The 26,263-nt window shown below is 39.2% G+C and carries 20 protein-coding genes; 7 read left to right on the forward strand and 13 right to left on the reverse strand.

The window, feature by feature from the left end; all coding sequences use genetic code 11:
- Window positions 1-23: 23 nt before the first annotated feature.
- Complete coding sequence (locus tag FS608_RS14190; RefSeq protein ID WP_144551885.1) at window positions 24-734, forward strand: hypothetical protein; 711 nt, start codon at window positions 24-26, stop codon at window positions 732-734.
- A 53-nt stretch (window positions 735-787) separates the two neighbouring features.
- Here FS608_RS14190 and FS608_RS14195 read toward each other — a convergent pair whose 3' ends face one another.
- The 6 genes from FS608_RS14195 to FS608_RS14220 form a co-directional block, all read right to left on the reverse strand.
- Entirely contained in the window at window positions 788-5,365 is a 4,578-nt protein-coding gene (locus FS608_RS14195) for a S8 family serine peptidase (RefSeq protein WP_144551888.1), read from the reverse strand.
- Between the two features lie 259 nt (window positions 5,366-5,624).
- Window positions 5,625-9,185 carry an immune inhibitor A domain-containing protein gene (locus FS608_RS14200; protein ID WP_144551892.1) on the reverse strand — a complete coding sequence of 1,187 codons (3,561 nt, stop codon included), beginning with the start codon at window positions 9,183-9,185 and terminating at the stop codon, window positions 5,625-5,627.
- A gap of 230 nt (window positions 9,186-9,415) precedes the next feature.
- The gene (locus tag FS608_RS14205) at window positions 9,416-10,216 is read right to left on the reverse strand and encodes an ABC transporter permease subunit (protein WP_144551895.1); all 801 of its coding nucleotides are present in this window, start codon (window positions 10,214-10,216) and stop codon (window positions 9,416-9,418) included.
- Between the two features lie 21 nt (window positions 10,217-10,237).
- On the reverse strand, window positions 10,238-11,035 hold the full coding sequence (locus FS608_RS14210) for an ABC transporter permease subunit (protein ID WP_144551898.1): 798 nt from the start codon (window positions 11,033-11,035) through the stop codon (window positions 10,238-10,240).
- Between the two features lie 6 nt (window positions 11,036-11,041).
- A complete protein-coding gene (locus FS608_RS14215) occupies window positions 11,042-11,926 on the reverse strand; it encodes an ABC transporter ATP-binding protein (RefSeq protein WP_144551901.1) in 885 nt (294 codons plus the stop codon).
- A gap of 12 nt (window positions 11,927-11,938) precedes the next feature.
- Window positions 11,939-12,565 (reverse strand): TetR/AcrR family transcriptional regulator, encoded by a 627-nt coding sequence (locus FS608_RS14220; RefSeq protein WP_144551904.1) that lies wholly within the window; start codon window positions 12,563-12,565, stop codon window positions 11,939-11,941.
- Window positions 12,566-12,837: 272 nt separating this feature from the next.
- Between FS608_RS14220 and pepT the strand changes: the two genes are divergently transcribed.
- A complete protein-coding gene (gene pepT / locus FS608_RS14225; RefSeq protein WP_144551907.1) occupies window positions 12,838-14,070 on the forward strand; it encodes a peptidase T in 1,233 nt (410 codons plus the stop codon).
- Between the two features lie 41 nt (window positions 14,071-14,111).
- Here pepT and FS608_RS14230 read toward each other — a convergent pair whose 3' ends face one another.
- Window positions 14,112-15,053 (reverse strand): phosphotransferase, encoded by a 942-nt coding sequence (locus FS608_RS14230; RefSeq protein ID WP_144551910.1) that lies wholly within the window; start codon window positions 15,051-15,053, stop codon window positions 14,112-14,114.
- A 157-nt stretch (window positions 15,054-15,210) separates the two neighbouring features.
- On the opposite strand from FS608_RS14230, the gene FS608_RS14235 reads away from it, so the two are divergent.
- Window positions 15,211-15,336: a DUF4023 domain-containing protein gene (locus FS608_RS14235; protein WP_144551913.1), complete on the forward strand. Its 126-nt coding sequence runs from the start codon at window positions 15,211-15,213 to the stop codon at window positions 15,334-15,336.
- 44 nt (window positions 15,337-15,380) lie between these two features.
- On the opposite strand, the gene FS608_RS14240 is transcribed toward FS608_RS14235, so the two are convergent.
- From FS608_RS14240 to FS608_RS14255, 4 genes are all read right to left on the reverse strand, one after another.
- Window positions 15,381-15,986 carry a hypothetical protein gene (locus tag FS608_RS14240; protein ID WP_144551916.1) on the reverse strand — a complete coding sequence of 202 codons (606 nt, stop codon included), beginning with the start codon at window positions 15,984-15,986 and terminating at the stop codon, window positions 15,381-15,383.
- 11 nt (window positions 15,987-15,997) lie between these two features.
- Window positions 15,998-17,176 (reverse strand): ParM/StbA family protein, encoded by a 1,179-nt coding sequence (locus tag FS608_RS14245; RefSeq protein WP_144551919.1) that lies wholly within the window; start codon window positions 17,174-17,176, stop codon window positions 15,998-16,000.
- A gap of 948 nt (window positions 17,177-18,124) precedes the next feature.
- A complete protein-coding gene (locus FS608_RS14250; RefSeq protein WP_144551922.1) occupies window positions 18,125-18,325 on the reverse strand; it encodes a hypothetical protein in 201 nt (66 codons plus the stop codon).
- Window positions 18,326-18,680: 355 nt separating this feature from the next.
- The gene (locus tag FS608_RS14255) at window positions 18,681-19,868 is read right to left on the reverse strand and encodes a L,D-transpeptidase family protein (protein ID WP_144551925.1); all 1,188 of its coding nucleotides are present in this window, start codon (window positions 19,866-19,868) and stop codon (window positions 18,681-18,683) included.
- 263 nt (window positions 19,869-20,131) lie between these two features.
- Between FS608_RS14255 and rluF the strand changes: the two genes are divergently transcribed.
- Window positions 20,132-20,839, forward strand: coding sequence for a 23S rRNA pseudouridine(2604) synthase RluF (gene rluF / locus FS608_RS14260; protein WP_144551928.1), 708 nt, complete (start codon window positions 20,132-20,134; stop codon window positions 20,837-20,839).
- A gap of 33 nt (window positions 20,840-20,872) precedes the next feature.
- A complete protein-coding gene (locus tag FS608_RS14265) occupies window positions 20,873-21,412 on the forward strand; it encodes a helix-turn-helix domain-containing protein (protein WP_144551931.1) in 540 nt (179 codons plus the stop codon).
- A gap of 158 nt (window positions 21,413-21,570) precedes the next feature.
- On the opposite strand, the gene FS608_RS14270 is transcribed toward FS608_RS14265, so the two are convergent.
- Window positions 21,571-23,112 (reverse strand): flavin monoamine oxidase family protein, encoded by a 1,542-nt coding sequence (locus tag FS608_RS14270; RefSeq protein ID WP_144551934.1) that lies wholly within the window; start codon window positions 23,110-23,112, stop codon window positions 21,571-21,573.
- Window positions 23,113-23,402: 290 nt separating this feature from the next.
- Between FS608_RS14270 and FS608_RS14275 the strand changes: the two genes are divergently transcribed.
- Both FS608_RS14275 and FS608_RS14280 read left to right on the forward strand, forming a co-directional pair.
- Window positions 23,403-24,320 carry an aldo/keto reductase gene (locus tag FS608_RS14275; protein ID WP_144551937.1) on the forward strand — a complete coding sequence of 306 codons (918 nt, stop codon included), beginning with the start codon at window positions 23,403-23,405 and terminating at the stop codon, window positions 24,318-24,320.
- Between the two features lie 332 nt (window positions 24,321-24,652).
- Complete coding sequence (locus tag FS608_RS14280) at window positions 24,653-25,432, forward strand: LysM peptidoglycan-binding and 3D domain-containing protein (protein ID WP_144551940.1); 780 nt, start codon at window positions 24,653-24,655, stop codon at window positions 25,430-25,432.
- Between the two features lie 23 nt (window positions 25,433-25,455).
- Here FS608_RS14280 and FS608_RS14285 read toward each other — a convergent pair whose 3' ends face one another.
- The gene (locus FS608_RS14285; protein ID WP_144551942.1) at window positions 25,456-26,172 is read right to left on the reverse strand and encodes a FadR/GntR family transcriptional regulator; all 717 of its coding nucleotides are present in this window, start codon (window positions 26,170-26,172) and stop codon (window positions 25,456-25,458) included.
- Window positions 26,173-26,263 lie beyond the last annotated feature (91 nt).

Raw genomic sequence — 26,263 nt, forward strand, 5'->3', positions numbered from 1 at the left:
TAAAAAAAAAGGAGGCATTTTTTATGTTGAAGCGTAAATGGAAAATTTGGGGATTACCATTCTTTGGTGCTGTTTTAATGCTAACAGCTTGTGCAAGTCAAAACGGAATGAAAGAAAATGAAGTAGGGGCTGCTGAAAATATCAACTATCATGATCAATCGGTAAATAACAAAGGAAATGGGCATGTCCACAACCAAAATAGTGTCAATGTAATTCCAAGCGTAGATCGAGCAAAGAAAAGTACAACCAATCGAAACAGCCAAACAACAGAAGGGATAGGGGCAAATGTTTATAGTTTAATCGGCAGTTCCAGCCTTCATGACGGCGGAATATCCTCTCATTTGGAATCACGCCTATCCGGAGAGGGCATCCCCGGGATTAAAGTATTTGTCCTAGATGACACTGTTATTTTGGCACGTGCCAAACAAGAAGCTACCTCAACTCGTTATGATGAGCTTCAGAATAAGGTGTTAAAAAGCACCTCCGGCTCCTCAGGCAAGGGGAATCTTGATGGAGTTGACCCAGACAAGTTAAATAATGATGATAATTTGGATCGAGCAAAAGAAGTGATTGATAAAGCTTTTAACGGTAATGTTCAGGTTTTAACGATTACAAACCCCAAAGCGTTGCCGCTGATTAATGGCATCAAGGCCAATATAAAGGCCAAAAATCCATCTTATAGCAAGCTTTCAAGCGATATTATTACCCTTGTAAAAATGTCCAATGAAAAATAAACACAAAAAAACGCTCGAATCCAAAGTGATCCGAGCGTTCCTTTTTGTTCTTACTATTTACTTAACCCTTTTGATACCACACTAGAATAGGAACTGTAAACCTTAGAACCATTTACTGTACGATAAGCTCTTACTTTATAGTAGTACGTTTTGCCCTTGGTTAATTTCTTATTGGTGTAGCTTGAAGAAGTAGTCGATTTTACTTTTGTGTAGCTGCCAGATTTTGAAGTGGCACGATATACTTCATAACCGCTTGCACCACTTACTTTAGCCCAAGAAACTTTTATAGATGTGCTGCTTGCCTTAGCAGCTTTCACACTTGTTGGAGTTTTAAGAGCCGGCTTCGCACTAACAATGCTTGAGCTTGGACTAACAAGTTTTTTACCTTCTACTGATGTATAAGCAATAACCTTATAGTAGTAGGTATGACCTGTAGCCAAGCCGCTATTTACATAGCTTGCTGTGCTTCCGCTGGCGGTCGCTACTTTGCTATAGGAACCTGTTTTAGAAGTGGCACGATATACTTCATACCCACCTGCTCCTGTTACTTTTGCCCAGCTGACGGTTAATTTATTGTAGTCAGAAGAAGCAACCTTTACTGATGTCGGTGTAGAAGGATTTTTAACAAAACGTGCATATACGTTTGTGTCTGCCACAATCGGTGCGTTAAAGTCAAATTTGGTTTTAAAGCTTGCATCTTTATACCAGCCGAAGAAGGTATAACCTGATTTAGTTGGAGCCGCTGGAGCCGCAACTTTTGAATTCTTTATTACGTCAGCTTGCTTAACTAGCGTGCTGCCGTTGTAAAACTTCACCTGATAGCCCTTAAAGACGTTAACCTCTTTGGTTGTCTTGTTGCCTGCAATATCAACAAGTTCAAGTGTAAAGGTATTTTTACCAGGGGCTAGATCAAGCTTGGTTGTTACATTTTGACTTATGTTTCTCATTTGATATGGTTCAGCAAAATCCTTAAAGAATTCTTCGCTTCCATCAACAAAGTAGCGGATCTTATCAAAGTTATCAGAAATGGTTGCATTTAGGTCCACAGAGTTTACATCTGGTTTCACTCTAGTTGGAACACTGACACTAATACGAGGTGCTGTGGTATCCACGATAAGATCACGAACTTGGTAGGAAATAACATTCCCTGCAACATCCGTACCGGAAATTTGAATTTTGTGTACACCGTCTTTGGCGACCTTGACGGTTGTACTGAATTCATAACGAGCTTCCTCAGCGTTAAACGTTAACTCTACAGGCTTCCCTTCAACAGTTAATTCACGAATTTTCGAATCATCTGTTACATATCCCTCAACAGGCAGTTCATGAGAATTGTAGACTCCTGTTGCACCAATAGAGGTAACATGAATAAATGGAATTGTACCATCATTTGCACCATTTGTTACGGCAGCTTCGGCCATACTTGAGTTACCTGCAAAGTCATAGGCTACGACCTCTACTAATGCACCAACTGCTGGAGTTTCTTTTAATGTATACTCTGTTTTATTGCCTGCTAATGGGAGTTCGCCATTACTATATACAGATTTGCCATTCACCGTAATATCGTAATAAGCCACACCCGAACCAGTTCCATCTGTTGATGCAACGGTTAGTTGATTGCCATTTACGCTTGCTGTTGTTACAGTTGGTGCAACTGTGTCAACTAGGACAGGGAATGTCACTTTTTGTGCATCTTTACCAGCATAATCAATAGTTGCATCTACTTCGTAGAAATATTGACCATCTGCAACTAGCTTGTTCTTTATTTTTCCATCCCATGCATTGGCAGGATTTAAGTAGTATTGAGCCCCTCTTCCGCCATCGTTGAAGTTTTTAGAAACGAGCGTGTCAGACTTGAGTTTGCGAAGGACATTTCCGTCTTTATCAACAATCTTGTATTCTACTGTTTTCGCATTGCGCAAGAAAGAAAGAATTGGAATCGCATTATCATTTTGACCATCACCATTTGGTGAAATGGCGATTTTAGCTTCTTGAGCTGTTTCATCTGCAGGATTCACGCCTAAATAGTTAAAGTTCTGATTACCATCTTCGTCCGTGCCGGCAGCTGTAAGCATACCAGTCCAGCCATAGAAGGAATCAGCAAATTTATCATCGTAAATCATTGAATCGATAATAGGTGACTTATTCCAATCACCATTGAATCCTACATATGGTACGGAAACCGTTGGATTTACATCGTTAACATCTGTTAACGTAACATATCCCTCGACGAAATAACCATTAGCAAAAAGGACATCTAATGGGACGTTATAAGCCCATTCCACTGTATCAGTTAAGTCAACGGTAACATCTAATGTCACGCTATCCTTAGCAGGGATCGTCAACTCATCTTGGCTAAATGAGATAGGGAATTCACCCTTCCATGGAGCGGCTTCTGCTACTGTACCAGCTTTATAGATCCCTTGAGACTCAAGTTGATCTACCAGGTAACCACTAGCATCTTCAAGTACTAAATCTGTTAACACACTTCCGTCCACTTTATAAGTAACTGCTTGGTCGGAGAAGTTTTGTGCTTTTAGGGTAAATGTTGCTTTATTATCTTTGATTTCTTTTAGTGCAACTTTTGCTTCATTTGTGGCCGCGTTTGTAACCACGATTGGTGTACTTAATGCAGCATGTAATTGCATCACACCAGCACCTTGACGACGTGGTGAGTAAGGATTGTGCGTATAAGCAGCATTATATGTGCCCTTATCATCAATCACTTTACTAGTGTTCATTAAAATGTTTTTTGCCATGCCTACTTTTGCTGCACCTGTAAGATCAGCAAAATCCTCTTTCACTCGTTCAAGAACAAGTGCAGATCCACCAGAAACGTGTGGGGCAGCCATCGATGTCCCACTCATGACACCATAAGAGTTGTTATTAAAAGTGGAATAGATATTTCCACCTGGAGCAGTAATTTCAGGTTTGAAATCTAAATTAGATGTCACGCCCCATGAAGTGAACGTAGACATTTGTCCAGCAGATGGATTTTGTGTTGTCTTCTTGTCTCCTTGGAATTCAATCGAAACTGCTTGGCCCGCATCTAATGCAGCCTTCATCGTGTCTCCATCAGATTTTAAGGCAAATAGCTGTGGAATCTTGATTTCTGGAGATGTAGCCATGCTAAGTAAACCACTTGTATTGTTATAAACGATAATTCCTGCTGCACCTGCATTTTGTGCATTCATCGTTTTTTCAACAAATGTAAGGGTTCCACGTTTTACTAACGCGTATTTCCCAGTGAAATCTTTTCCTGCAAAATCGGAAGGCTGTCCGATTCCCGCATCAATAATATCAAATTTCTTTTGCTCTAACTTATTAGGATCGACGCTGCTGGAAGAAAGATATGGGGCCTTCCCAGCTTCCGTACCGTCAAATGAATAAGTAGCAGCATAAAGATCAAGATAGTTATTTTCAAGTGAAGCAACCTGTATTGAGCTGTTTGAACTACCAGGTGTACCGACAACACCGTAATCAGGATTTCCGGCTAATGGATTGCTATAGCCATCTCCAAAGTGGTTTGAATTACCAGCTGAAATAGACATTAACACACCATTATCAACCGCTCTTTGAACGGCTTCTTGCTCTGGAGCGTCCGGCTGAACGAAACCAGCAGTCGAACCTAAGCTCATGTTGATGACATCTGCACCTAATGTAATGGCATCGTCAATCGCTTTGATTTCGATGTCACCCCATGTAGAAGGCATTTCTGGATCATTACCGAATATTTTAAGGGCAAGCACCTGGGCTTCTGGTGCAACCCCTTTAATACCGCCATTCGCTTCGTCGCCGTTTGCTGCAACCGTACCAGCAACGTGCATACCGTGCATGGAAGCTTCAGGACCTAAGTCTAGAATTTGAGCATTTTCATCGTAATAGTTATAGCCATAAGGGACTTTTTCGGTGTAAAACTTACCTGACAAGCCCTTTCCAGCGACCGCTGCATCCACTTCTTCCTTGGTAAGTGCTGCTTTGGAACCATCTGTTAAAATAAAATCTTTGTGGCTTGGGTCGACCCCGGTATCGATAATACCAACGACCATTCCTTCACCTTTTTTACCAAAAGCTTCCCAAGCTTTTTGAGCCTCAACGATTTCTTTACTATATAACATGTTTGGTTCAATTTCGGGACGTTGATATTCAGTTGCAATCGACACATTTGCAACCCCATCTATTGTTTTAATGGCAGCGATTTGTCCATATTCAACAACGCCACTGAATCCATTAAATGTAGTCGTAAAGTTTTGCTTGAACTGCATTTTGATCGCCTTTTTGGCAAACTGACCTTTTACAGCCTGCTGGGCATCTAGTAATTTATTTTGGAGTTGTGCTTTGACTGATTTTGATAGCTCGCTATATTTTTTCCCTTGCTTTGTTGCATATGTAATCGCAGGGGCACCATCAACTTCAACAATTACACGAACTTTATCTGATTTTTTATAATTTTTTTCTGTCTCTTTTACTTTTACTGATTTTGGAAGTTTTTTCAAAGTACTAGCTTTAGCTGATGCAGTTGCCTTATTTGCTTTGCTAGTCTTTGGCAATGAAGGAGCTGCTGCCGATGCAAAGCTAGAGAAGACCATTAAAAAGACCAAAAGTAACGGTAAAACTCTTCTGATTTTCAACCACTATTCCCCCTTTTTTGTTTTTAATCTTTCTAGCAATTTATCACTCTACTAGAGTAAAGTAATAATTTAAAAGATATGAATCCCCCCTATTTGTCCTATTCTCACACACAATTAAGTCTATTTAGAATTTATAGAATAGTCAATAAACAAAAACACCGAAATCTCGGGCTTTTTTGCAGATTGTCGAATGTTACAATCTAATCAAAAACGCAAAAAAATACCCCTGAAAAGTTATTCAGGGGTATTCCATGGTTATTTATTTCTTAACAACTTTAACTGTAGCAGTAGAGCTAGTGTTTCCAGCCTTATCTTTTACAGTTACTGTTAAAACAGTTCCTGTTTTAAGAGCTTTTTTTAGCTTAACACTGTACTCGCCTTTAGAATTTACAACAGCCGTTCCAACTGTTTTTGATCCAACTTTAACCGTTACAATTGCGCCTGCTTCTGCTTTACCAGTAACTTTCAAATCATTGCTGTCAACTTTCTTAACAGAAGGTTTTCCAGGCTTTGTTTTGTCTTTTACTGATACAGTTGCAGCTCCACTTACATTTCCAGCTTTGTCAGTTGCAGTTACACTAACAACCGTTTTAGCCTTAATTGAATTTCTTAATGTAACGCTGAATTTACCATATTTATCAGCATAAGCAGTACCTACAGTAGTAGAGCCAACTTTAGCTGTAACTTTAGATCCAACTTCTGCCTTACCAGTTATCTTCTTATCATAGTCTTTCACTTCGTACACAGTTGGGGCGCCAGGTGCGGCATTATCCAACGCGAACGATTTTGAAGTCCATTTTAAAGCATTGCCAAGAGCATCTACGCCGCGAACATGTAAATACCAAAGGCCGTTTTTACCTGAAAGCTTTAACGTGCTGCCATTTGTGAACTTACTCCAGCCAGTTGCAGGGGCAGAAGTAGTTTGTGACCATACATACTCAAGTGAGTTAGCTTCTGCATCCTTCACAGTTACCTTAGCAGCAACTGCTTTGGCAGGTGTTGTACTGCCATTTGGTGCAACAGAAGCTGTTGGTGCATCATTATCTACTCCAAATGAAGTTTGTCCGGAAACAGCATTGCCTTCTTCATCTGTAGCTGTTACTTTTACAGTATAATTACCAGTTGCACTGTTTGGTAATGTTAATGTACGCTCAAATGATTTGTCAGTACCAGTTAATGTTTCAGACTCAGTTAATACCACTTTGCCATTCTTATCAACTAGTTCATATTTAAGAGCTACACTCTCACCAGGTCCATCAAGGTGAACTTGACCTGAAACCGTTAATTCTTTATGGCCGGCTTGGTTTGAATAAGCAGTCTTGCTTAATGGGTTTAATTCCACTTTGTCGATATTTCCTGTATGAAGTTCAATTGCTCCAACAGACATATCATCCGCTTGACCTGTTACGTGAATCTTTAAGCCATACTTTGGTACATTACGGCCTGAATAAATTAAACCGGCATTTGTATAATCTCTTGAATCGTCAAATGCAGTTACTGCAGGTTGCGCACCTAAAGTCATATAACCAAGACCATAATCTAAGAACAACTTACCTGTTTTGTTTAATGAGAAAGCTGCATCTTTAATTTGGTATCTAGTATTAGCAGGACCATAGTAATTGGTATTGTCACTGATGTTGCTATCTTTCCAGATTGCTGTTTCTTGATGCGCATCAACAACTCCTAAAAACCCTTCGCCTGGATGATCGCCTACCCAGTTATCGGTATATTTGTTGTCAACATACCAAAGAACAAGACCTGGATCATGAGTTAATACAGATTTTCCGCGAGTAGTAGCAGCAAGTCCGCTGTCGGTACCTGCATGAGAACGCCACTCAGCTAAATAGTATTGTGTTGATAATTTAATACCATTATTTTTCTCGAAGCCAGTAAGAGTAAACGGTGAAGTTGCACCTTCAGCATCGTCTGTTAAAACATCCGCGCCATCAGCAGTTACTTTCACATCATCTACAAAGAAACCAGGAAGAGAAACCCCAGCATCTGTTACATAATGGAAGCGAAGAGACACTTTTTTGCCGGCGAATGCAGAAAGGTCAAATGTAGCATCTACCCAATCCTTAGAGTCGCCTGTGATTCCGTTGCCTAGATTTGCTTCATATGGGTTAGTAGTTGTTGTGATATTCCCTGGAATTGGAACATAGCTTGTAGCGCCATCTTCTTTTACTTCAACATAGGCATAATCATAACCATCTTCAATCTTGTACCAAGTCTTAAATGTTAATTGTGCAGTTGTTTTACCTGTTAAATCAACATTAGCTGCCATTGAAGTGTTAATGTCATCTGCACTACCGCTAAAGTATTCATATTGACCACTTGACGGAGTGTTGATTGTTGTTGATTTATCTGGCAGATTTATTTTTACAGCATCAGCGTTTGTACCTTTGTCATTTGCTTGGTCTAATTTAACTGTTTTTCCATCTGTTAAGTCAGAAAGATTATATTCTACATCTTTGAACCAGTTTGATCCTGGCATTGTTGCTTGTAAAAATTCTTTGTCATAAGGACTGAAACTTGTTGGTTCTGTTCCGTTGATTTTACCAGCCCAGCTTCCTGCTGACATGATTGTCCAATATTCAGTAGGAGCACCAACTGAATTAGCTGTGTACATTGTGTCATATTCATCAGGTAATCCTAAGTCATGACCAAATTCGTGCGCAAATACACCTGCAGCGCCATCTTCTGGCTCAATTGTGTATCCATATGCAATCATCTGACCATCCCAATATGGAACTTTTGCAGTTGAATTAGGAATCCCTTGTAAGTCGGTAAGTGCAGAGCTGTGTGACCAAATCGCATCGCCACCAAGTGAGCCGCCGCCAGCTTCTTCACCAATACCCGAGTGGACAACCATTAAGTGGTCGATGATTCCATCTGGCTCAAAATAATTGCCATCTCTATCTAAGTCGAATTCATCTTGAATATCATAATCTTGTAAATTAATATCCGGATCTTGTGCTGCTTGAGCTAACGCTTCTTTAACTAATGAACGTGGATGTGCATCATTTCCATCTGGTGCTGGCACGTTACCGCCATAATATGCTGCTGGCTGGCTCGCTGTATACCATTTAGAAACTTGTCCATCAACGGTATAACTGCCACCTGATTGTTCTTCGTAATATTGTTTCATCGAAACAAGTTTTTCACCATTTGGACCCGTATACCCATCTTCACCAAAGATCATATCCTCGTAATGTTTTTGAGTATAATCGTCATATTGAAGAACTGCTCCTTCACCTTCTTTAATCGTACTATGAGGTGCATCTGGATAATCAATTAATAAAACAAGTACCTTATCTGTTCTTTCTGAACCTTCCCAAGTTTCCTTTTGAATTGGGTCTACTTTAGAAGTAGTAACATAAGTAGATTCCCTTGCCTTAGAGGCTTTCGCTTTTGGGGCAATAGCATCTTGTACTTTTAAGTTTGCCTTTTCTTGTAATTTAGTACGAATTTGCTTTACTTCTTGCTGATTTGTCCCAGCAACGTTGGCTTTAGCCGCACGTTTTGCAAAATATGCATTCATTTGTTTTTGCTGCTCTTGAGGAGAGGCAGTTTTGCTCACGATACCTTGATCGATTAATAGTTTTAGAACTTTTTCATCATTTACTAGACCAATATCAAAAGGACCGCCAGTGTGCTTGCCAAGGAATGGCAGTGTTGATCCTTCTGGAGTTTGTAAAACATTTGCGTATGGAACTTTTGAAACATTCGTAGTCTTCGCAAATGCAGCTGGTGCAAAGGAACTAACTACAAGACCAGTCGATAATAGTGAAGTCCCAAGGACATTCTTCCAATTTACCACGTTTTTTCCCCCTAATTTTTTTGTTTATGTAGTAATCAGCGTTCTTTCGTCGATCCCTCCTCAGAGATTCATGCTTTGTGACTATTAATCTAGTTTTTTGTAAAAAATTGTAGATTAACAGTTACAGGAATTTTATTTTATCATCAAAATATTCAAAATAAAACAAAATTTTATAAAAATCTTATTTTTTTCATAACAAAAAAAGGCCGAATTTTATCGACCTTTTCCTACTATACATTCAAATCTCTTTTTTTATAAAAAGTGAAGGTAATTGCTAAAAATAGGGCAGCTACAAGTACTGATATAACAAGATAAATTGGTTCAAGCCCATTGCCTAACATTAGATTCTTAGCCTCGAAATATTTAAAGGGGGTCAAATATTTCAAGCCTTCCATATTCTCATTCAAATCAATTGCAATTGACAGCATATACGTTAGTAACAGGATACCCGTAGCTAGTGATGGGGCTGATCTCGGTTTCCTTTTTACAGCTGCCAGTGCACTGCCAATGACCAAAAACAAGACTTGTAAAATAAACATGCCCACCTGGGTGAGGACTATTTCACCATTAACAGCTTCACCCGCGCTGTTGTACTTTTCAATAAGAGTTATTGATGAAATCAAGGTAATTAGATTAAAAATAACGATATTCGTGAAGGCAGCTAACAGTTTTGCCGTTATAATCTTCGTTCTGGAAACTGGCTTGACGAATAAAAACTCCGCTGTTTTGTCACGTTCTTCTTTCGCAATGATCGAAGCCCCGAGCATTGCCGCATGGATCGTCGCCATTAATAACAAATATATATACAATAATGAGTAATAACCGCTAATCTTCGACAAATCGACTACACCAAACCCCATGACTGCCTTTAGCGATTTAGGCAAATCAGCGATCAGGTCATTGATGGATTGACCCGATGAAGAATAGGCAGCGTATTTGGCCATTCCTGAAGCTACCATGAGGAAGACACCGATGCTCCAAAAGATCAGCGACCTTCGGTACGATTTCAGTTCTTTTACAAATATATTCATAACCCTTGCCCTCCTTCACAGCTATACAGCATGGATATCCTTTTTTAGATAAACAATATAACTTGCCGTAATTGACAAGATGATAATAACGGCACCAGCCACTAGAAAGGAAGTTTCATAGCCAGAATGTTTAATGATATAGGCAGTGTCAAAGTATTTAAAAGGTGAAATATAGCGTTTTGCTTCTTCACCCGTTGTACTGCTAAACATTCCTAAAAAGTAGAAAGCAAATACGGTTGTAAGTGAAACGGAAAGGACAGATTTAATCTTAGGAACAATGACTGAGATCATAATTCCGACTGCAAGGAACATCAACTGAATAAAAAACATGGTAAGTGAAAGTAAAAGTAATATTTTTACGCTGAAATTATCTGTCTTGACTTGAAAAACCATGAACATTGTAACCACTAGATAAATAATATTGGTAATGACGATTGAGACAAAGGCTGCGAACAGTTTCGATGTCAGTACCGCTGTCCTCGTAACGGGTTTAGTTAACAGAAAATCCGCTGTCTTCTCACGGACTTCCTTACTGACAATGCTTGTGCCAAGGTTCATTGCTTGAATCGCCCCGCACAAGGTTATGAACGATAACGGAAAGCAATAAAAGCCTAGAATTGTAAAGAAGTTGCCAAGGTTAAAACCGATTGCATTTCTAATCGCTTCAGGATATCCTTCCATGATCTTTTGAAAGTCCTCTGCATCATTTGCAAAGGCAGGATAAAACGACATAAACAGAGCAATAATCAGCACTAATGAACAGGACCAGATGATTGTGGATTTCCGATAGGCCCTCAACTCATGAAAAAATATATTCATAGTTTCCTAGGCCTCCTTTTCATAATAATGCAGAAAGATCTCCTCAAGGTCTGGCTCTTCTATCCATAAATTCACGAGCTCAATATCGGCAAGTTTTTTCATAATGGCATTAATATTCCCTTTAAATAAAAAGCTGGTGATATTGTCTTTGACTTCTAAATTGTTGGCGCCACTGATGTTGAAATAGTTTGGATCCAGCGGTACTTTCGTTTCTACTTTAAATTTCTTATAGTTGTTTTCTTGTAAAGTACTGATCTTTTCAACGGTAACAATCTTACCTTCTTTAATGATCGCCACCCGGTTACATAAACGCTGCACTTCGCTGAGGATGTGCGATGAAAAGAGAATGGTTGCGCCTTTTTTATTTTCTTCTTCTAAAAGTTCAAAGAATTTCTGCTGCATGAGCGGATCAAGACCGCTTGTTGGTTCATCGAGAATAATTAACTTTGGTTCATGGAGCAGCCCTTGAACAATTCCGACCTTCTTTTTATTTCCTAAGGAAAGATCATCAATTTTTTTATTGAGATCCAGGTCCATAATCGCGGCCAATTCTTTGATTCTCTTACTGCAATCTTTTTTATAAAAACTAGCTGAATATTTTAATAGGTCCTTAACCTTCATATTGTCATAGTAAAAAACTTCAGAAGGTAAATAACCGATTTCCTTTTTAACTTCCGGTGCAAATTGAACAGAGTCTTTGCCAAAGATGGTGGCACTGCCGCTGGTTGGGTAAATCAGCGACAAAAGGGTCCGAATGGTGGTTGATTTTCCTGCACCGTTTGGCCCAATGAACCCGAAAATCTCGCCTTCCTCAACATGAAAGCTAACGTCAGTAATTCCTCTTGACTTACCATAGGTCTTAGTAAGTTGGTTAATTTCAATTACATTCATCGTGATAGCCTCCTAATGTTTATAAAAACATTTAATCATGACCTCAAAATACTCTTCTGCTTCCGCTTGGATCTTTTGATAATCAATCTCGTGGGTGGGGGACAACTTTGCTTTCTCTATCGCTTCATCACTCATTTTTTCAAATGTCCAGCTGATCATTTTTATGATTTTCGTGAGGTCGACATCGTCCCTAAATTTCGAATAATCAATTCCCTCATACGCCTTTTCAATATTGATATGCGTTAGTTCTGACTTCTTTTTATCAAATTCAACCTTTATTTCAGCCGATTCCTCCATAAATACCTCTTGAATAAACTTGAAGATATCCGGATAAGTTGAGAGCATCTCCATTTTGACAATGATGGCTTGACGCATTCGTATAAAGAAATCTGTCTCTTGAAGATTAATTTTCTTGTAAAATTCGTCGACGACCAATTCGTAGCAGTAATCAAAGACAAATAAGAACAGTTGCTTCTTGTTTTGAAAATAATGAAACAGCAGTCCCTTCGATATACCCGCTTCTTTGACAATTTCATTGGTCGATGCCCGGTCATATCCTTTCTCGGCAAATTCCTTAATGGCAGCATTTATAATTCTGTCTTGTTTTTCTTTATCTAAGTTGAGAAACTTCGAAAACATGGTTGCGGCCCTCCCTCTTTTGTTATTGACCACATCAGTCAACCACATTGTACTCCCGTTGACTCATCTGGTCAATAGTAGTCAAGCTATATTTTTTACAAAATTATAAAATGGACAGTTGATGTATAGTATGGCCTTTGGGTATGTGCTGCGATGCAGGGTGAAGGAACTATTTTACAGAGGTAATGGACAAGATTCAAAAACGTGTAACCGCTCTCTCATAGTGATATGATATTCATGAATTCAACTCAATAAAGGGGAGTGTAGTGGAATTGAAGAACGAACTCATTGAAAGATTTACTTCCTATGTTAAAGTGGACACCCAGTCCAATGAAAACAACGAAACTTGTCCATCCACCGAGGGTCAGTGGACCCTAGCCCGGATGCTTGTCGAAGAATTGCAATCAATTGGAATGCAAGAAGTTACGATTGACGAGAATGCATACGTGATGGCGACCTTACCGTCAAACACAGACAAAGAAGTGCCAACGATTGGCTTCCTTGCTCATGTTGACACAGCCACTGATTTTACAGGCAAGAACGTAAACCCGCAAATCGTTCAAAACTATGATGGGAACGAAATCGTTTTAAACGAGGCCCTTAAAGTAGTGATGTCACCGAAGGATTTCCCAAGTCTTCCTGACTATATAGGCCACACCCTGATTACAACAGACGGCACAACGCTGCTTGGGGCAGACAACAAAGCCGGCATTACCGAAATTATGACTGCCATGGCTTATCTGTTGAATCATCCTGAAATTAAACACGGTAAGGTCCGCGTTGCGTTCACTCCAGATGAAGAAATCGGCAGGGGACCACATAAGTTTGACGTTGCGGCCTTCAATGCTAAGCATGCCTATACCGTTGATGGCGGCCCGCTCGGAGAATTAGAATACGAAAGCTTCAACGCAGCGGCAGCAAAAGTCACCATCAAAGGCAACAACATTCACCCGGGTTCCGCTAAAGACAAAATGGTCAACTCGATGAAGATTGCGATGGAATTACATAGCAAGCTCCCAGCACAGGAAGCACCAGAACATACCGAAGGATACGAAGGCTTCTTCCATTTGTTAGCCTTCAATGGTGATGTGGAACTAACCAAGCTCCACTACATTATCAGAGATCATGATATGGCCAATTTTAAGGCGCGCAAGACATTAATTGAAAGCATCGCGGGTGAACTCAAGGCCAAATACGGCAGTGACACCATTCAACTGGAATTGAATGATCAATATTACAACATGGGTGAAAAAATTAAACCGGTGATGGAAATAGTCGACATCGCGCATGAAGCAATGGTGAACCTTGGCATTACGCCGATTGTTAAACCAATTCGCGGCGGTACCGATGGATCTCAGCTTTCCTATATGGGTCTGCCAACACCAAATATCTTTACTGGCGGGGAAAATTTCCACGGCAAATTTGAATTTATTTCCGTGGATAATATGATTAACGCTACTAACACTGTCATCGAAATCATCAAATTAACGGAGCAAAAAGCATAACAAAAAAAGCTCGCTTTGACTAACTCAAAGTGAGCTTTATTTCATAAAAGCAGTGCTGTTGCACACTGTTGAAGACTCGATATAGTTTCATCAAGTTGGGTATTTAGTTGCTCAACAGACCATTTCCCACCATTTCCTGCTAAATCCCTTTGAATCAATAACAGCATCCAAACCGAAAAAGCAGTTGCCACTAAATAATACTCTTTAAAAAACCAAGCCCGGTCATACTCAAATGTCACTTGATTTAGGTACGTTTCCAAGATCCTCTCCCGTAATGAACTTGTTATTTTTTTTGGAAAAAGGGGATGGGACATATCAACCAGATGGTATAGGTCCCAGTGTGGTGAATTAAGATGGGCGTGCTCCCAGTCCAAAATCTTCAACTTGTTGCTGGCAACCGCATAATTTCCGGTATGTAAATCACCGTGGGTCAACACTTGAAGCTTTGACAGCTGCCAATTGCTTATTTTTTCAAAAATAGCATCAACGAGTTCTCGCTCGATGTTCAGAGAAGACATTAAACGATATACTTCATCCTTCTTAACAATAACCTCAGATACAATCTCCTCTATTCTCGGCTTCAGTCCCTTATGGGGTAGAATTCCCAATTGTTCAACTGGCAGGGAATGCCACCATGCAGCCCACTTTATGACATCTAATACAATATCCTCGTTAAATTCATGTGAGAGCTGACCAAGGTCTTCAAGAATCATCCAGTTAAGTTCGGTACATTCATTTATGGAGTAAGAAATAATTTTTGGAAAAATGGCTGGGAAATGGGGGAGAATATGTTCATAAACCCAGACCTCTTTGCCTAATTGACCATTATTTGTTAGTGGTTTAAAAATATAGCTTGTTTCGGGAGTCAGATAAAATCTTTCAACAAATCTTCCATTCATCCCTTTATAGAGGATTTCCTTTTTCAAAATTAACTGCTTATTTAATGCTCCATTGGCCTGAACAAGATTGTTAGGCAGCTCCATTGACACACCACCAAATCTATTAATAGTTTCATAGATTTACTTTTACAAAGAATATAATGGTAATCATTATGCACAACAACTGAAAAGCATTACTGAATATTTTCAAACAGCTTGGTCAAAATAACAGTGGTTCGATTTTTCAAGGAGGTTAGGCGGAATGGATAATCGTGACACACATGAATTTGTAGAACAACTGCATGAAAAGCAGGCAAAAGATCAAAAAAATAAGCAACGGCAAGCGACTAGTCAAAAAAGCCAAAGGATGCCGAATAAACAGCATTAAAAAAAGGGCCAGCCTCACGATACTGTGAGGTTTGCCCTTTTAAATTACTTATTCATGTTAGCAAGAAAACCACCAAGTAAGTCGTCGATATCCGGCTCCACTTCGTTTTCCTCTTCTTCAAGTAAAGGTTGCTTTTCTTTTGCATCTTCCCAGTCAAACTCACTGAGGTCATCATCCATATCACTTAAATCGATAGGGGGGGATGGAACCTCCTTACCAGCAGCAATCTGCAGATAACTGTCATCTTTTTGAAGTTTCTCGGGAAATACCTCTTCCTGAAGATACAAAGCTTCATCGATATCAATTGAATGACTGTTTAATGAAGCAAGCAGCGAGGTCGAACGAACTGGATCAGAAATCAGCTGATAAAGAATACTCCCCAGCAAAGCTTCTGAATGCTCATGCTTTAACCAATTTCGCTGGGCTTTCGTTAACTTCTGGGGAAGGGGAATCGTAATGGTCTCCTTTTCCCGCGAAACAGAACTACTTACACCTTGCATTACAAACTCGGCAATTTTACTGGAAAAATTCCTTCTTTCTGTATCCTTCAACCTTTGTAAATGCTTTAAGATATGGTCAGGTGTATCAGAGGGGATGCGAAAGGATATGGCTTGTCCCCGCTGAACCTCGTTTGAGGCTGGTTTTTTCATATATAATCACCTTATTTAGCTTTTACAGGTTCAACTCTAGGCGCTGTTTGTTTTTCTGACTTTCGAACAAAGTCCATGATGAGTTTATAATAAGCATTGGCCATCATCCAAATACTTTCTTTCCCATCTTCAAAGAAATCAATATTGTAACCGTCTAAATTGTTATTCAATGTTTTAAGATATTCCTTTAAGACATTGGCACCGCCACCGACAAAGTAGCAAATTTCCGTTTGCGAGTTTCTCTGCCAAACATTACGTAATAAACGATATTGCTTTTTAGCTAAATCAAGCAGGATTCGGTCGGTAATATCGTGAACGCTCGTCCGGCTTCCTTTAACCATGATATGATTGCGGTCACTTTTCTTCGTAATAATCTCAACAACATCACGGCGGCTATCGAGCTCAACGCCATGCTTTGTTCTAATCTCTTCACGAATAGCTTCTAATGATTCTGAAACTCCTAAATTAAACCCTTGGGCTTTATCATCATCAACATTACGATTTTTGATGACAGCGATATCTGTAGATAATCCACCGATATCTTGAATTAAGATGCGCTTATCAATAAGATCCTTATTGATGATTTTTCCGCTGTTATCCAAAACAAGATTAATAAATGCGGCGAAACCTTCCGGGTATACTTTTACTTCATCAAATTTAATATTTACTTTCAATCCTTGGTACTTTGGAGTGACAAGGAATTCAACTTGATGGACTGAACCTACTAATTTAGAGCGGTAGCCAGCATCTTTTCCTTCTTTTACTTCGCGAAGGGGAAGTCCTGTTCCCAATGTATAATTGGCATCAATTATATTTTTAGTGCGCGGAAAAGCATTTGAGTTATTTTCCTTTACCGCATCTAAAGCTAATGTTGCAAAAAGCATAATTAGCGTTTGGTCTTCCTCAGACTTGCTGCTGCCAGGATCTAGCTCAGTTGCATTAATACTTTTCGTAGCTAAATTACCAATCCGATAAATTCCGTTGTTTTCTTTTAAAGCAGGGGAGTGGACTTTGATGTGAATTCCATCTAATGGATTTTTATTATCAAGTTCTTCAATCCCGATAACAGGTCGATCTTCTGTATCCCTAGCAATAATGTTAGGAATATTTAATTCATATTCTAATTCTCCGAAAATGGCCTTAATAGAGTCATTCCCAACGTCAATAGCTGCAACTCTGGATTTAGTCATTAATATCATTCCTTTTCAATATTTAGATTTATTTTTAATAGTGGGTATGTAATTCTAGGTCCTTCTTTAAGGTTATAGAAGATTAATAGATTCTTCAAGATTTCTCAGCAAAAAAAAATATAACTGTAAAGTTGTAAACAACATGTAAACTTCAACTCATTGTATACATTTATGTAAACAATGATGACAAAATCGTATACGAGGCTCTGTTTTACTATGTGTACAGGTTTGTTTACATGTAAACCAATTTGTAAACAAAAAGTATACAAATTGTAAACAAGTACACAAAAATGTATACTTACGATAATTTCCCCTGTCTAATTCTCCATTTTAATCATCGTATTCCTAAGTAAAAAAGCACTCATCAAATTTCTACTTATCTATTCCGTATTAGGACATAGTGCGCTGCCAATTTCATCTTTTTGTACTTTGTAAGTTTGTGCTATCCCTCAAATAAATTCGAACTAATTGAATCATAAATTTCATCTTTTTCGAGAAGATTCCCCAGATTGTAGGAGAGGGGGAGCCTGAGTGTTGTTTCTACCCTCATTCTCCTAAAGAAAGACCATCTTACATCTGTCTCAGAGCTGACCTGGGAATTTTCATGACACAAGAGATGGAAGAATAACATTCCTCACTCGCTAGCCATCCGGCTTCACACCAATGACTAATCAAACTTTTGTCTAAAATGATGACAGATCTTAAAATTCATGGCGTGGATATAAGATGTGTACAGGTTTGTCCACATGTAAACGAATTTGTAAATAACAAGCATACAAAACGTAAACAGGTATACAAATTCGTAGACGTGTCTGCAAAAATGTATACTAGTTCCATAACTCCTCTCGTAACCACAAACCTTTAATTTTAAATCCTTACTCCCTTCTCTCAAAAAAACACACCATAATCACCAATGGATGGAGAAGGGCATAGTTCCCTACCCTTTATTCATGGAGCCGGGAACCATATCTTCACGAACATAGAGGAATACCATTTCTCCTTGTAATTCAACCAGCCGGTCACGACTGATTCATGACTGTTTAATTTGTACCTTTCTCCTAATAAATCTGGCTCATCAGATTCTATATATTCATTTTTGTCGAGATAATCCCACTGACTATTGTAAATGAGCTCCTGCGTATTTTTCATCATGCCATAACCATTAAGGAAATACCATCTGCCTTCAGATTTGACCCAACCCACTGGTTTTCATCACGATGGTGCTATCAAATAATCTCATCCTTCACATCAGTTAACAAAATAATACCGCTGTTATTAAGATATTTGTAAACAATGATTACAAATATGTATACATAGCGCCATTACTTGATGTGTACGAGTTCGTGCACATGTTTACACTTTTGTAAACAATAAGTATACATAACGTAAACATGTATACAAAAATGCAAACTTACCTTTTAAATCTAACATCAAAAAAAAAGCACCTACTAGAGGCACTTAAACATGTCTATTAATCTATTAGGCATTTTTCCTACCAGCATAATTACCCTTCACTCATCGCACTGGCAACCATATCCTCACTAACGTAGAGGTAATACCATTTCTCCTTGTAATTCAACCAGCCGGTCACGACTGATTCATGACTGTTTAATTTGTACTTTTCTGCTAATAAATTTGACCCTTCCAATTCAGTATCTTCACTTTTGTCGAGATAATCCCACTGACTATTGTTAACAAGTTCCTGTGTATTTTTCATTACCCCCTGGTCATTAAGGAAATACCATCTGCCTTCAGAGTTGATCCAACCTGTTTTCATCAGCCCTGAATCATCGAGATAGTACCATTTTCCCCCATCAGCCAGCCAGCCTGTTTCCATTGCACCGCTGTTATCGAGATAATACCGATTCGCATCGAACGATAACCAGCCGGTTTGCAGAACCCCTTTATTGTCCAGATAATATTTCTGTCCGCTGTCAGCAATCCAGCCCTTTCTCATCACACCCGTTTGATCAAGATAGTACTTCTTACCGCCTTTTTCAAGCCAACCTGTTTTCATGACGCCTTTTTTATTAAGATAATATTTCTGTCCATTCTGGGTAAGCCAGCCGGTCTGCATTACCCCTTCGTCATTAAAGAAATATCTTTTTCCGTTGATCGATTGCCAGCCAGTTTTTACATCACCATCCACATAATAGTACTTGTTCCCGCTTAATTCGGCCCAACCGTTGCCATATCCGTTCGCTTTGGCAATTGAATCAAAGCTGCTATCCGTATGGGTGATAATAACTAATGTATATTTTTTAACGTGACTATAAAGCCAGCGTATTTCTGAATTATGCATCCGAACGCATCCTGAACTTGCATAGGTGCCAATTGAATTTTCATTGGCATTTCCATGAATCGCATAAGTTGTACCATAGGTCCCTCTTGCTTCTAACCCCATCCAGCGGTTACCCAATGGGTTCCGTGGATCTCCTCCAGGAATTTTCAATTTATAATAGGGACGATTAACGATTTTAGTAACAATTCTAAATGTGCCTTCTGGTGTAAGTGACCTGGTTCGACCTGTAGCCACTCTAAATGTTTTAACTAGTTTTCCACCTTCATAAAAGGCAAGCGTGTTAGTCTTTTTATTAATAATAATTAACTGTGAACCGTCACTAGCATCTGCTTGACTCGTAAATAGGAATATACTAAATAGCAAGACAAAAATAATAGATAGTTTCTTCATCGTAATCTCCCCAATTATGTAATTATTACTATTAAAAGTAACATAGGCAATCGGAATATTTTGTCAAAAAATAAGTGGAAAAGTAATCCTACTTTCCTGTTTTTTAAGAAATTTAATTTGAAAATCTCTCTCATTTCGACAATTTTCTCTCCAAGATTAAATATGAACTTCTTCTCTATCTGGTGTCAGGCACCAGAAGGACTTGAAAAAACGATGGCAGTTGGGTATGGTAAAAATACAATTCTCCATTTAGGGTGTGTATCATGCGTATTAATAAGTTTATTAGCGAGTCTGGGAAGGCATCTAGAAGAGGCGCGGATAAGTTAGTTAGTGAAGGAAAAGTTACGATTAATGGCCAAGTGGCGGTAATGGGCAGCCAGGTGGAGCCGGGCGATGATGTTCGAATCAATGGGAGCCAGATTAGAGTTGCTCATAATTATGTCTATATCGCCTTAAATAAACCTGTTGGAATTACGAGTACAACAGAAAGACATATAAAAGGAAATATCATTGATTTAGTCAATCATCCCTTACGAATCTTCCATATTGGACGATTGGATAAGGACTCGGACGGCCTCATTCTTCTAACGAACGATGGCGATATTGTTAACGAAATCTTACGTGCCGAAAATAAGCATGAAAAGGAATATATCGTCACTGTCGATAAACCAATCACTCCAGAATTTTTAAAGAAGATGGCAGCTGGTGTGGAAATTCTCGATAAAAAAACTCTGCCATGTAAAGTAACCCAGATGTCTAAATATGTATTTCAAATCATCTTAACACAAGGGTTAAACCGCCAAATCCGCCGAATGTGCTCAGCGCTTGGCTATGGGGTTGTCCGTCTGCAGCGGACAAGGATTATGAACATTCATTTAGGCAACCTGCCGATTGGACAATGGCGCGACTTATCGAAAAAAGAAAAGAATCAATTATTTGCTGACTTAAACTATCAACCTAAAGAATGGTAAGGAAGAATAATCGGATCACCAGAGGTGGGTCATTTGGAAATAGGAGCAAAAATTCGTGCCATACGAAATCGAAAGAAAATCACCATTGCGCAAATGTGTGAAGGGACAGGACTGTCCAAAGGATTTATCAGCAATGTCGAAAACAATAACACCTCCCCTTCAATTAGCACGCTGCAAACAATCGCAGCCTTTCTTGGGGTTCCTTTACCCTATTTATTATTAGAAAAAAAAGAGCATATGCGTGTTGTTAGAAAAAATGAGCGGACTCATTCTACTTTTAACCACTTGAAAATCGAGCATTTAACCTCTAAAGGAGGATTAAGAATGATGCTTGTCGAATTTCCTGCGGGTGCTTCTATGGGTGAATTAAATGCGCATGAAGGGGAAGAATGCCACTTGGTGCTAGAGGGAAAAGTTCTAGCAGAACAAGGCGAAGACTCCATGATTATTGAAGAAGGAGATTCCTTCAGCTGGAACGCAAGTGTCCCTCATTTTGTTAAAAATATCGGTGACGGCAAGGCCGTTGTCCTCATTTCGATTTATTCTGATAGTGAATTAAGAGATATTTTTTAATTTATCCCAAAAAGGGCTGACAAGGAGGGGCGACAAGCAGCTTTCAATAGTCAGCCTTTATTTAAATGATAAGAGGGTATAATTTTTTGAACTTAGATTACTGTCTAGCGCAAGCGGCCCTAGCGGCTGACCACGGCGCTTGCGCTTTTCTTATGTTCCTACTTTATTTTCAAATCATGGATTACATCCTGTGCAGCCTTCTCACCAGTTTCGACCGCACCGTTTAAATATCCTGGGTACAGGATTGACGTGTGCTCACCAGCAAAAAAGATATTGCCTTCCCGTTCTCCTAAAATTCCGGCAAATTTCGTATACTGGCCTACCTTCCAATACGAATAAGCCCCTTTGCTCCATTGATTACTAAGCCAATGGTCGATTGTGGCTAACCCGTTCCACTTATTAATGCTTCCTTTCAAAACAGGTTCTAGCTTGTCCAGAAAGCTAATCGTCGTCTCTTTTAACTTCCCATCTGTGACAGCAAACTGCTGAGCCGCCGTTTCACCTCCTGTATAATTAACTAGAATTCCGGATTTACCTCGTTGTGCCCGTGATGATTCAAATGTCTGCTGATAACCTGTATCCGCAAATGTTTCACCATTATTTCCAAGCTCATTCCAAAACCGATTGATAAATTGAACATGTAGCTTTGTATTTATACCCATTCCGAGCTCTTCAATCGCTGCCGCCTTTAACGAACAAAATCTTGCATTCTGATAATCTATTGTTTTTAAAATACTACAAGGGATTGCGAGAATGACTTTGTCGGCTAAAACTTCCCATTCTCCTTCTTTATTTCGAAAAATGAGCCTTATATTCTCTGAATTGTGTTGGTCTATCTTTATCAGTTCGGAATTAAAGTTTATTTGTTCTTGAAGATCTTTTGCCAATAAAGCAGGAATTTGATCATTGCCTCCTCTAATATGAAGACTTTCATCAGAATCACCGTACATTCGAAAGTTCTCTTTTTCCGCAAATCCTAACAAATAAAGAAGATTTAGTGCACTCTGCACATGGGCGTCTGCTCCATATTCAATCGAATAGGCAACAGCTAATAGTTTACCGAACCTAGATCCAATGCCTCCTGGTACCGTTTCATTGATATAGTCAACAATCGACATATGATCGATCTCAAAGCCTCGCTCTGTATAACGATTATAAAGGGTCGTTTCACCTACTTCTTGAAGATCTTTTTTTAGTTTGGGGAGGATTTCCATAAAGTCAGCGGTTACCTCCTGAAAGGAATATGGACGCTGATCAAAAAAATAAAATGGCTCGGTATTGCAGGATTCAGACATGATTAAATGATCTAAAGTTAAGCCTAGTTCCTTTGCAAGCTCTTGAATCTCCCTGTGGCAAGTATCTATTAATTCCCCGCCACGCTCGACCATTTGTTCGTCCTTGAAATAACCTCTCCTAGTCCAACAACGTCCTCCTACCCGTTCGGAAGCCTCATAAATTGTTGCTGTGATTCCAGCTTGTTTAAGCCGATATGCACACGTGAGGCCGGCCAGACCTGCTCCCACAATGACAATCCTTAGATTCAGCGGCTGACGTTTAACCTTTTCGAAGGGATCCTGCATATTTTGTATATGATGAAGATCTACAATATTAGCTTGTCCAGTAGATAATTTGTTCTCCATTTGAGTATCTGCCAACGCAAACGATTTCTGCAGTATACTAGCTAATGGTGTTCGTGCCAAGAAAAACCAACTCCTTTGTGCAAAATAAAACCATGCTAAAAGATTGATAAACTATCGCGGGATAGTAGTTATCAATAAAATATGCATGGCGGTTAAATTTGCCTGAGACAAGCAGCCAGTTCCTTGATTTAAATTTATTTTATTTAAAACGACAGAATTCTTTGAGATATCCTGCTCGTATGTCAAAATATTTATGAATAAATGTTGTGATCATGTCGGTAGAAGGGCCGAACTATTTATCTAATCTCTGACATCAATCACCAAGTTTTACAAATTGGAGGGAAAAAATGATGAGGACCATGAAACTCGGAAGCAGTTCGTTAGAGGTGCCAGTCGTATCTGTTGGTTGTATGCGTATTAACTCGCTCGAGAAAAACCAGGCAGAGCGTTTTGTTCAATCAGCCTTAGAAGAAGGGGCAAACTTCTTTGACCATGCTGACATTTACGGCGGCGGCACATGTGAGGAAATTTTCGCAGATGCTATCCAAATGAATGCAGATGTTCGTGAAAAAATCATTCTGCAATCTAAGTGCGGGATTCGAAAGGGAATGTTTGATTTTTCAAAAGAATATATTTTGGAATCCGTCGATGGGATTTTACAACGACTGAAAACCGAATATCTCGACGTCCTGCTCTTGCACCGCCCGGATGCACTTGTCGAGCCTGAGGAAGTGGCTGAGGCCTTTGATATCCTTGAAACTTCGGGAAAGGTTCGCCATTTCGGCGTTTCCAACCAAAACCCGATGCAGATTCAACTGCTAAAGAAGTTTGTGAAGCAGCCACTTGTTGCTAACCAGCTGCAATTAAGTATCACCAACGCTACGATGATCTCAAACGGAATTAATGTCAATATGGAGAATGATTCCGCTGTCAACCGGGACGGAAGTGTTCTCGATTATTGCCGTTTGAATGATATCACTATCCAGCCATGGTCTCCATTCCAATATGGGTTCTTTGAAGGGGTATTCCTAGGAAGCGAGAAGTTTCCGGAGTTGAATCAACAGATTGATGAAATTGCCGCTACATATGGAGTCAGCAATACTACCATCGCGATCGCCTGGCTTTTACGTCACCCAGCCCATATGCAGCCAGTAATCGGGACAATGAATATCGACAGATTAAAGGATTGCTGCAAAGCGTCTGATATTCAACTGACTCGTGAGGAATGGTATCGTATTTACCGGGCAGCCGGCAATATTCTTCCGTAAAGAAACTCCTTATCGGGAAGAAAATTTATTTTTCAAGGTAAAAAATAGTGGCAATAATGGTATATACTGTAAATACTTTGATAAAAAATCTGAAGTATGTAACATTTTTGTAATAAATAGAGGTTAAGCCCAGCAATTGTCACTGCTGGGCTTATTACTATGAAGAGTTGTAAAATAGCTATGTTTTCAGATAATTAAATAAACTCAGAAATACTATCGCAATATACTTGCCACAGATGTAAAGAGATTAACATACCCCTGTTCTTTGTTTCAGAAAATTCTATGTTACTATTTAGAAAACTTAGCAACCAAAGAACATGGAGGGTAAAAGAATGCTTAAAAGAATACTATCAATTATAGCAGTTGCTGTACTCTCAGTAACTGTAAGTGCTAATGTACAAGCTGCAACAGTAACAGTAAAAGAAGGGGATACCCTTTGGGACCTATCACGTGTAAATAATACGTCTTTAGAAAATATTCAAAAGTTGAACGATCTGACTACAGACCTTATTCACCCTGGGGATGTTTTAACCATAGCACCAGAAAAACATTATACTGTTAAAAAAGGGGACTCATTATGGGAGATAGCCAGGGATTATCAAGTAACTGTTTTACAGCTTAAAGAATGGAACAATTTAACTACTGATCTCATCCATCCTGGATTAAATCTATTAATCTATGAAGGTTTAAATACTACTACTAAGGTTGTAACAGAAAAACCAGTCAATCAGGCGGTACATAAAGAATCTGCAAAGCCGGCTGTGCAGGCACCAAAGGAAAGTGAACCTGAGGAAAAAGAAGCACCAACAGATAATGCAAATTCAAAAGAAATTACAGTGAGAGCTACAGCTTATACTGCCTCATGTGAGGGATGTTCTGGTACTACAGCTACTGGTATTAACTTAAAGGCAAACCCAGATAAAAAGGTGATTGCCGTTGACCCATCTGTTATACCGCTTGGCAGTAAAGTTCATGTAGAAGGCTATGGTGAAGCAATTGCTGGAGATACTGGCGGAGCTATCAAAGGAAACAGAATTGATGTCTTTATTCCTTCAGAAAAAGATGCTATTGATTTTGGCGTAAAACAATTGAAGGTAACCATAATAAACTAATCTGCTTAATAAATGCCACCCCTTTATTTATCAAGGGGTGGCATTTTAGGATATTCTTTTAAAACCTTATGGCGAACGTAATCAAGATGTAAATACAATTGATGAAATGCCTCAAAAGGATCTCTTTTTTCCAATGCTTGATAAATAGCTAGGTGATGTTGAATGGTTCGCTCTGGTTCGCGAATTTTTATTTCACTATTGATTTTGACAAGGGTAACGATTAATGTATCAATCATTCCTTCGACAATCGGATTATTGGCACTTAAGGCAATGATCCGATGGAATTCAAGGTCTGCCTCGCTATAGTCACTGTCTTTATTGTTGGCAATCGTATCAATTGTTTCTTTTAGCCGTTGGAGTTCTTCGTCGCTGATTTTTTCAGCAGCAATCGTAATTAATCCCAATTCTAAGGCCATTCGGGCTTCTACCATTGCCTGCAGATTATCGTGTGCCAGGGATAGCATGATGGAAAAGGGATGACTGCTAATTTTATTATTAAAAAAAGTACCTTCCCGCGTTTTTCGGTGAATAACGCCTAATGATTCGAGAGAACTAAGTGCCTCCCTTAACACAGGGCGGCTGACATTAAGTATTTCCATTAATTCCATTTCAGTAGGAAGTTTCTCGCCCGGCTTCATTTGACCACTAACCAATAGTTGGATAATATTTTCGACTACCTGCTTGGATAAAGTATTGCGGTGTACTGAATCAACTTTTATTTTTTTAGGAGTTTCGTCCATCGTTAGGCCCCTCGTTTTACCAATTTTGTAAGCCTATTATAATCTATTCATATCCTTTTTCACCAGCGATTACAAAAAACGCTGCCGTATA

The organism is Bacillus sp. X1(2014) (assembly GCF_007678255.1).

Coding starts and splice junctions, on each gene's coding strand:
- FS608_RS14215 (WP_144551901.1), bottom strand. CDS start 11,926: ATGAATGTAATTGAAATTAACCAACTTACTAAGACCTATGGTAAGTCA.
- FS608_RS14245 (WP_144551919.1), bottom strand. CDS start 17,176: ATGACTAAATCCAGAGTTGCAGCTATTGACGTTGGGAATGACTCTATT.
- FS608_RS14280 (WP_144551940.1), top strand. CDS start 24,653: ATGCTTAAAAGAATACTATCAATTATAGCAGTTGCTGTACTCTCAGTA.
- FS608_RS14275 (WP_144551937.1), top strand. CDS start 23,403: ATGAGGACCATGAAACTCGGAAGCAGTTCGTTAGAGGTGCCAGTCGTA.
- FS608_RS14210 (WP_144551898.1), bottom strand. CDS start 11,035: ATGAATATATTTTTTCATGAGTTGAGGGCCTATCGGAAATCCACAATC.
- FS608_RS14230 (WP_144551910.1), bottom strand. CDS start 15,053: ATGGAGCTGCCTAACAATCTTGTTCAGGCCAATGGAGCATTAAATAAG.
- FS608_RS14285 (WP_144551942.1), bottom strand. CDS start 26,172: ATGGACGAAACTCCTAAAAAAATAAAAGTTGATTCAGTACACCGCAAT.
- FS608_RS14190 (WP_144551885.1), top strand. CDS start 24: ATGTTGAAGCGTAAATGGAAAATTTGGGGATTACCATTCTTTGGTGCT.
- FS608_RS14255 (WP_144551925.1), bottom strand. CDS start 19,868: ATGAAGAAACTATCTATTATTTTTGTCTTGCTATTTAGTATATTCCTA.
- FS608_RS14220 (WP_144551904.1), bottom strand. CDS start 12,565: ATGTTTTCGAAGTTTCTCAACTTAGATAAAGAAAAACAAGACAGAATT.
- FS608_RS14240 (WP_144551916.1), bottom strand. CDS start 15,986: ATGAAAAAACCAGCCTCAAACGAGGTTCAGCGGGGACAAGCCATATCC.
- FS608_RS14205 (WP_144551895.1), bottom strand. CDS start 10,216: ATGAATATATTTGTAAAAGAACTGAAATCGTACCGAAGGTCGCTGATC.
- FS608_RS14250 (WP_144551922.1), bottom strand. CDS start 18,325: ATGAAAAATACGCAGGAGCTCATTTACAATAGTCAGTGGGATTATCTC.
- FS608_RS14235 (WP_144551913.1), top strand. CDS start 15,211: ATGGATAATCGTGACACACATGAATTTGTAGAACAACTGCATGAAAAG.
- rluF (WP_144551928.1), top strand. CDS start 20,132: ATGCGTATTAATAAGTTTATTAGCGAGTCTGGGAAGGCATCTAGAAGA.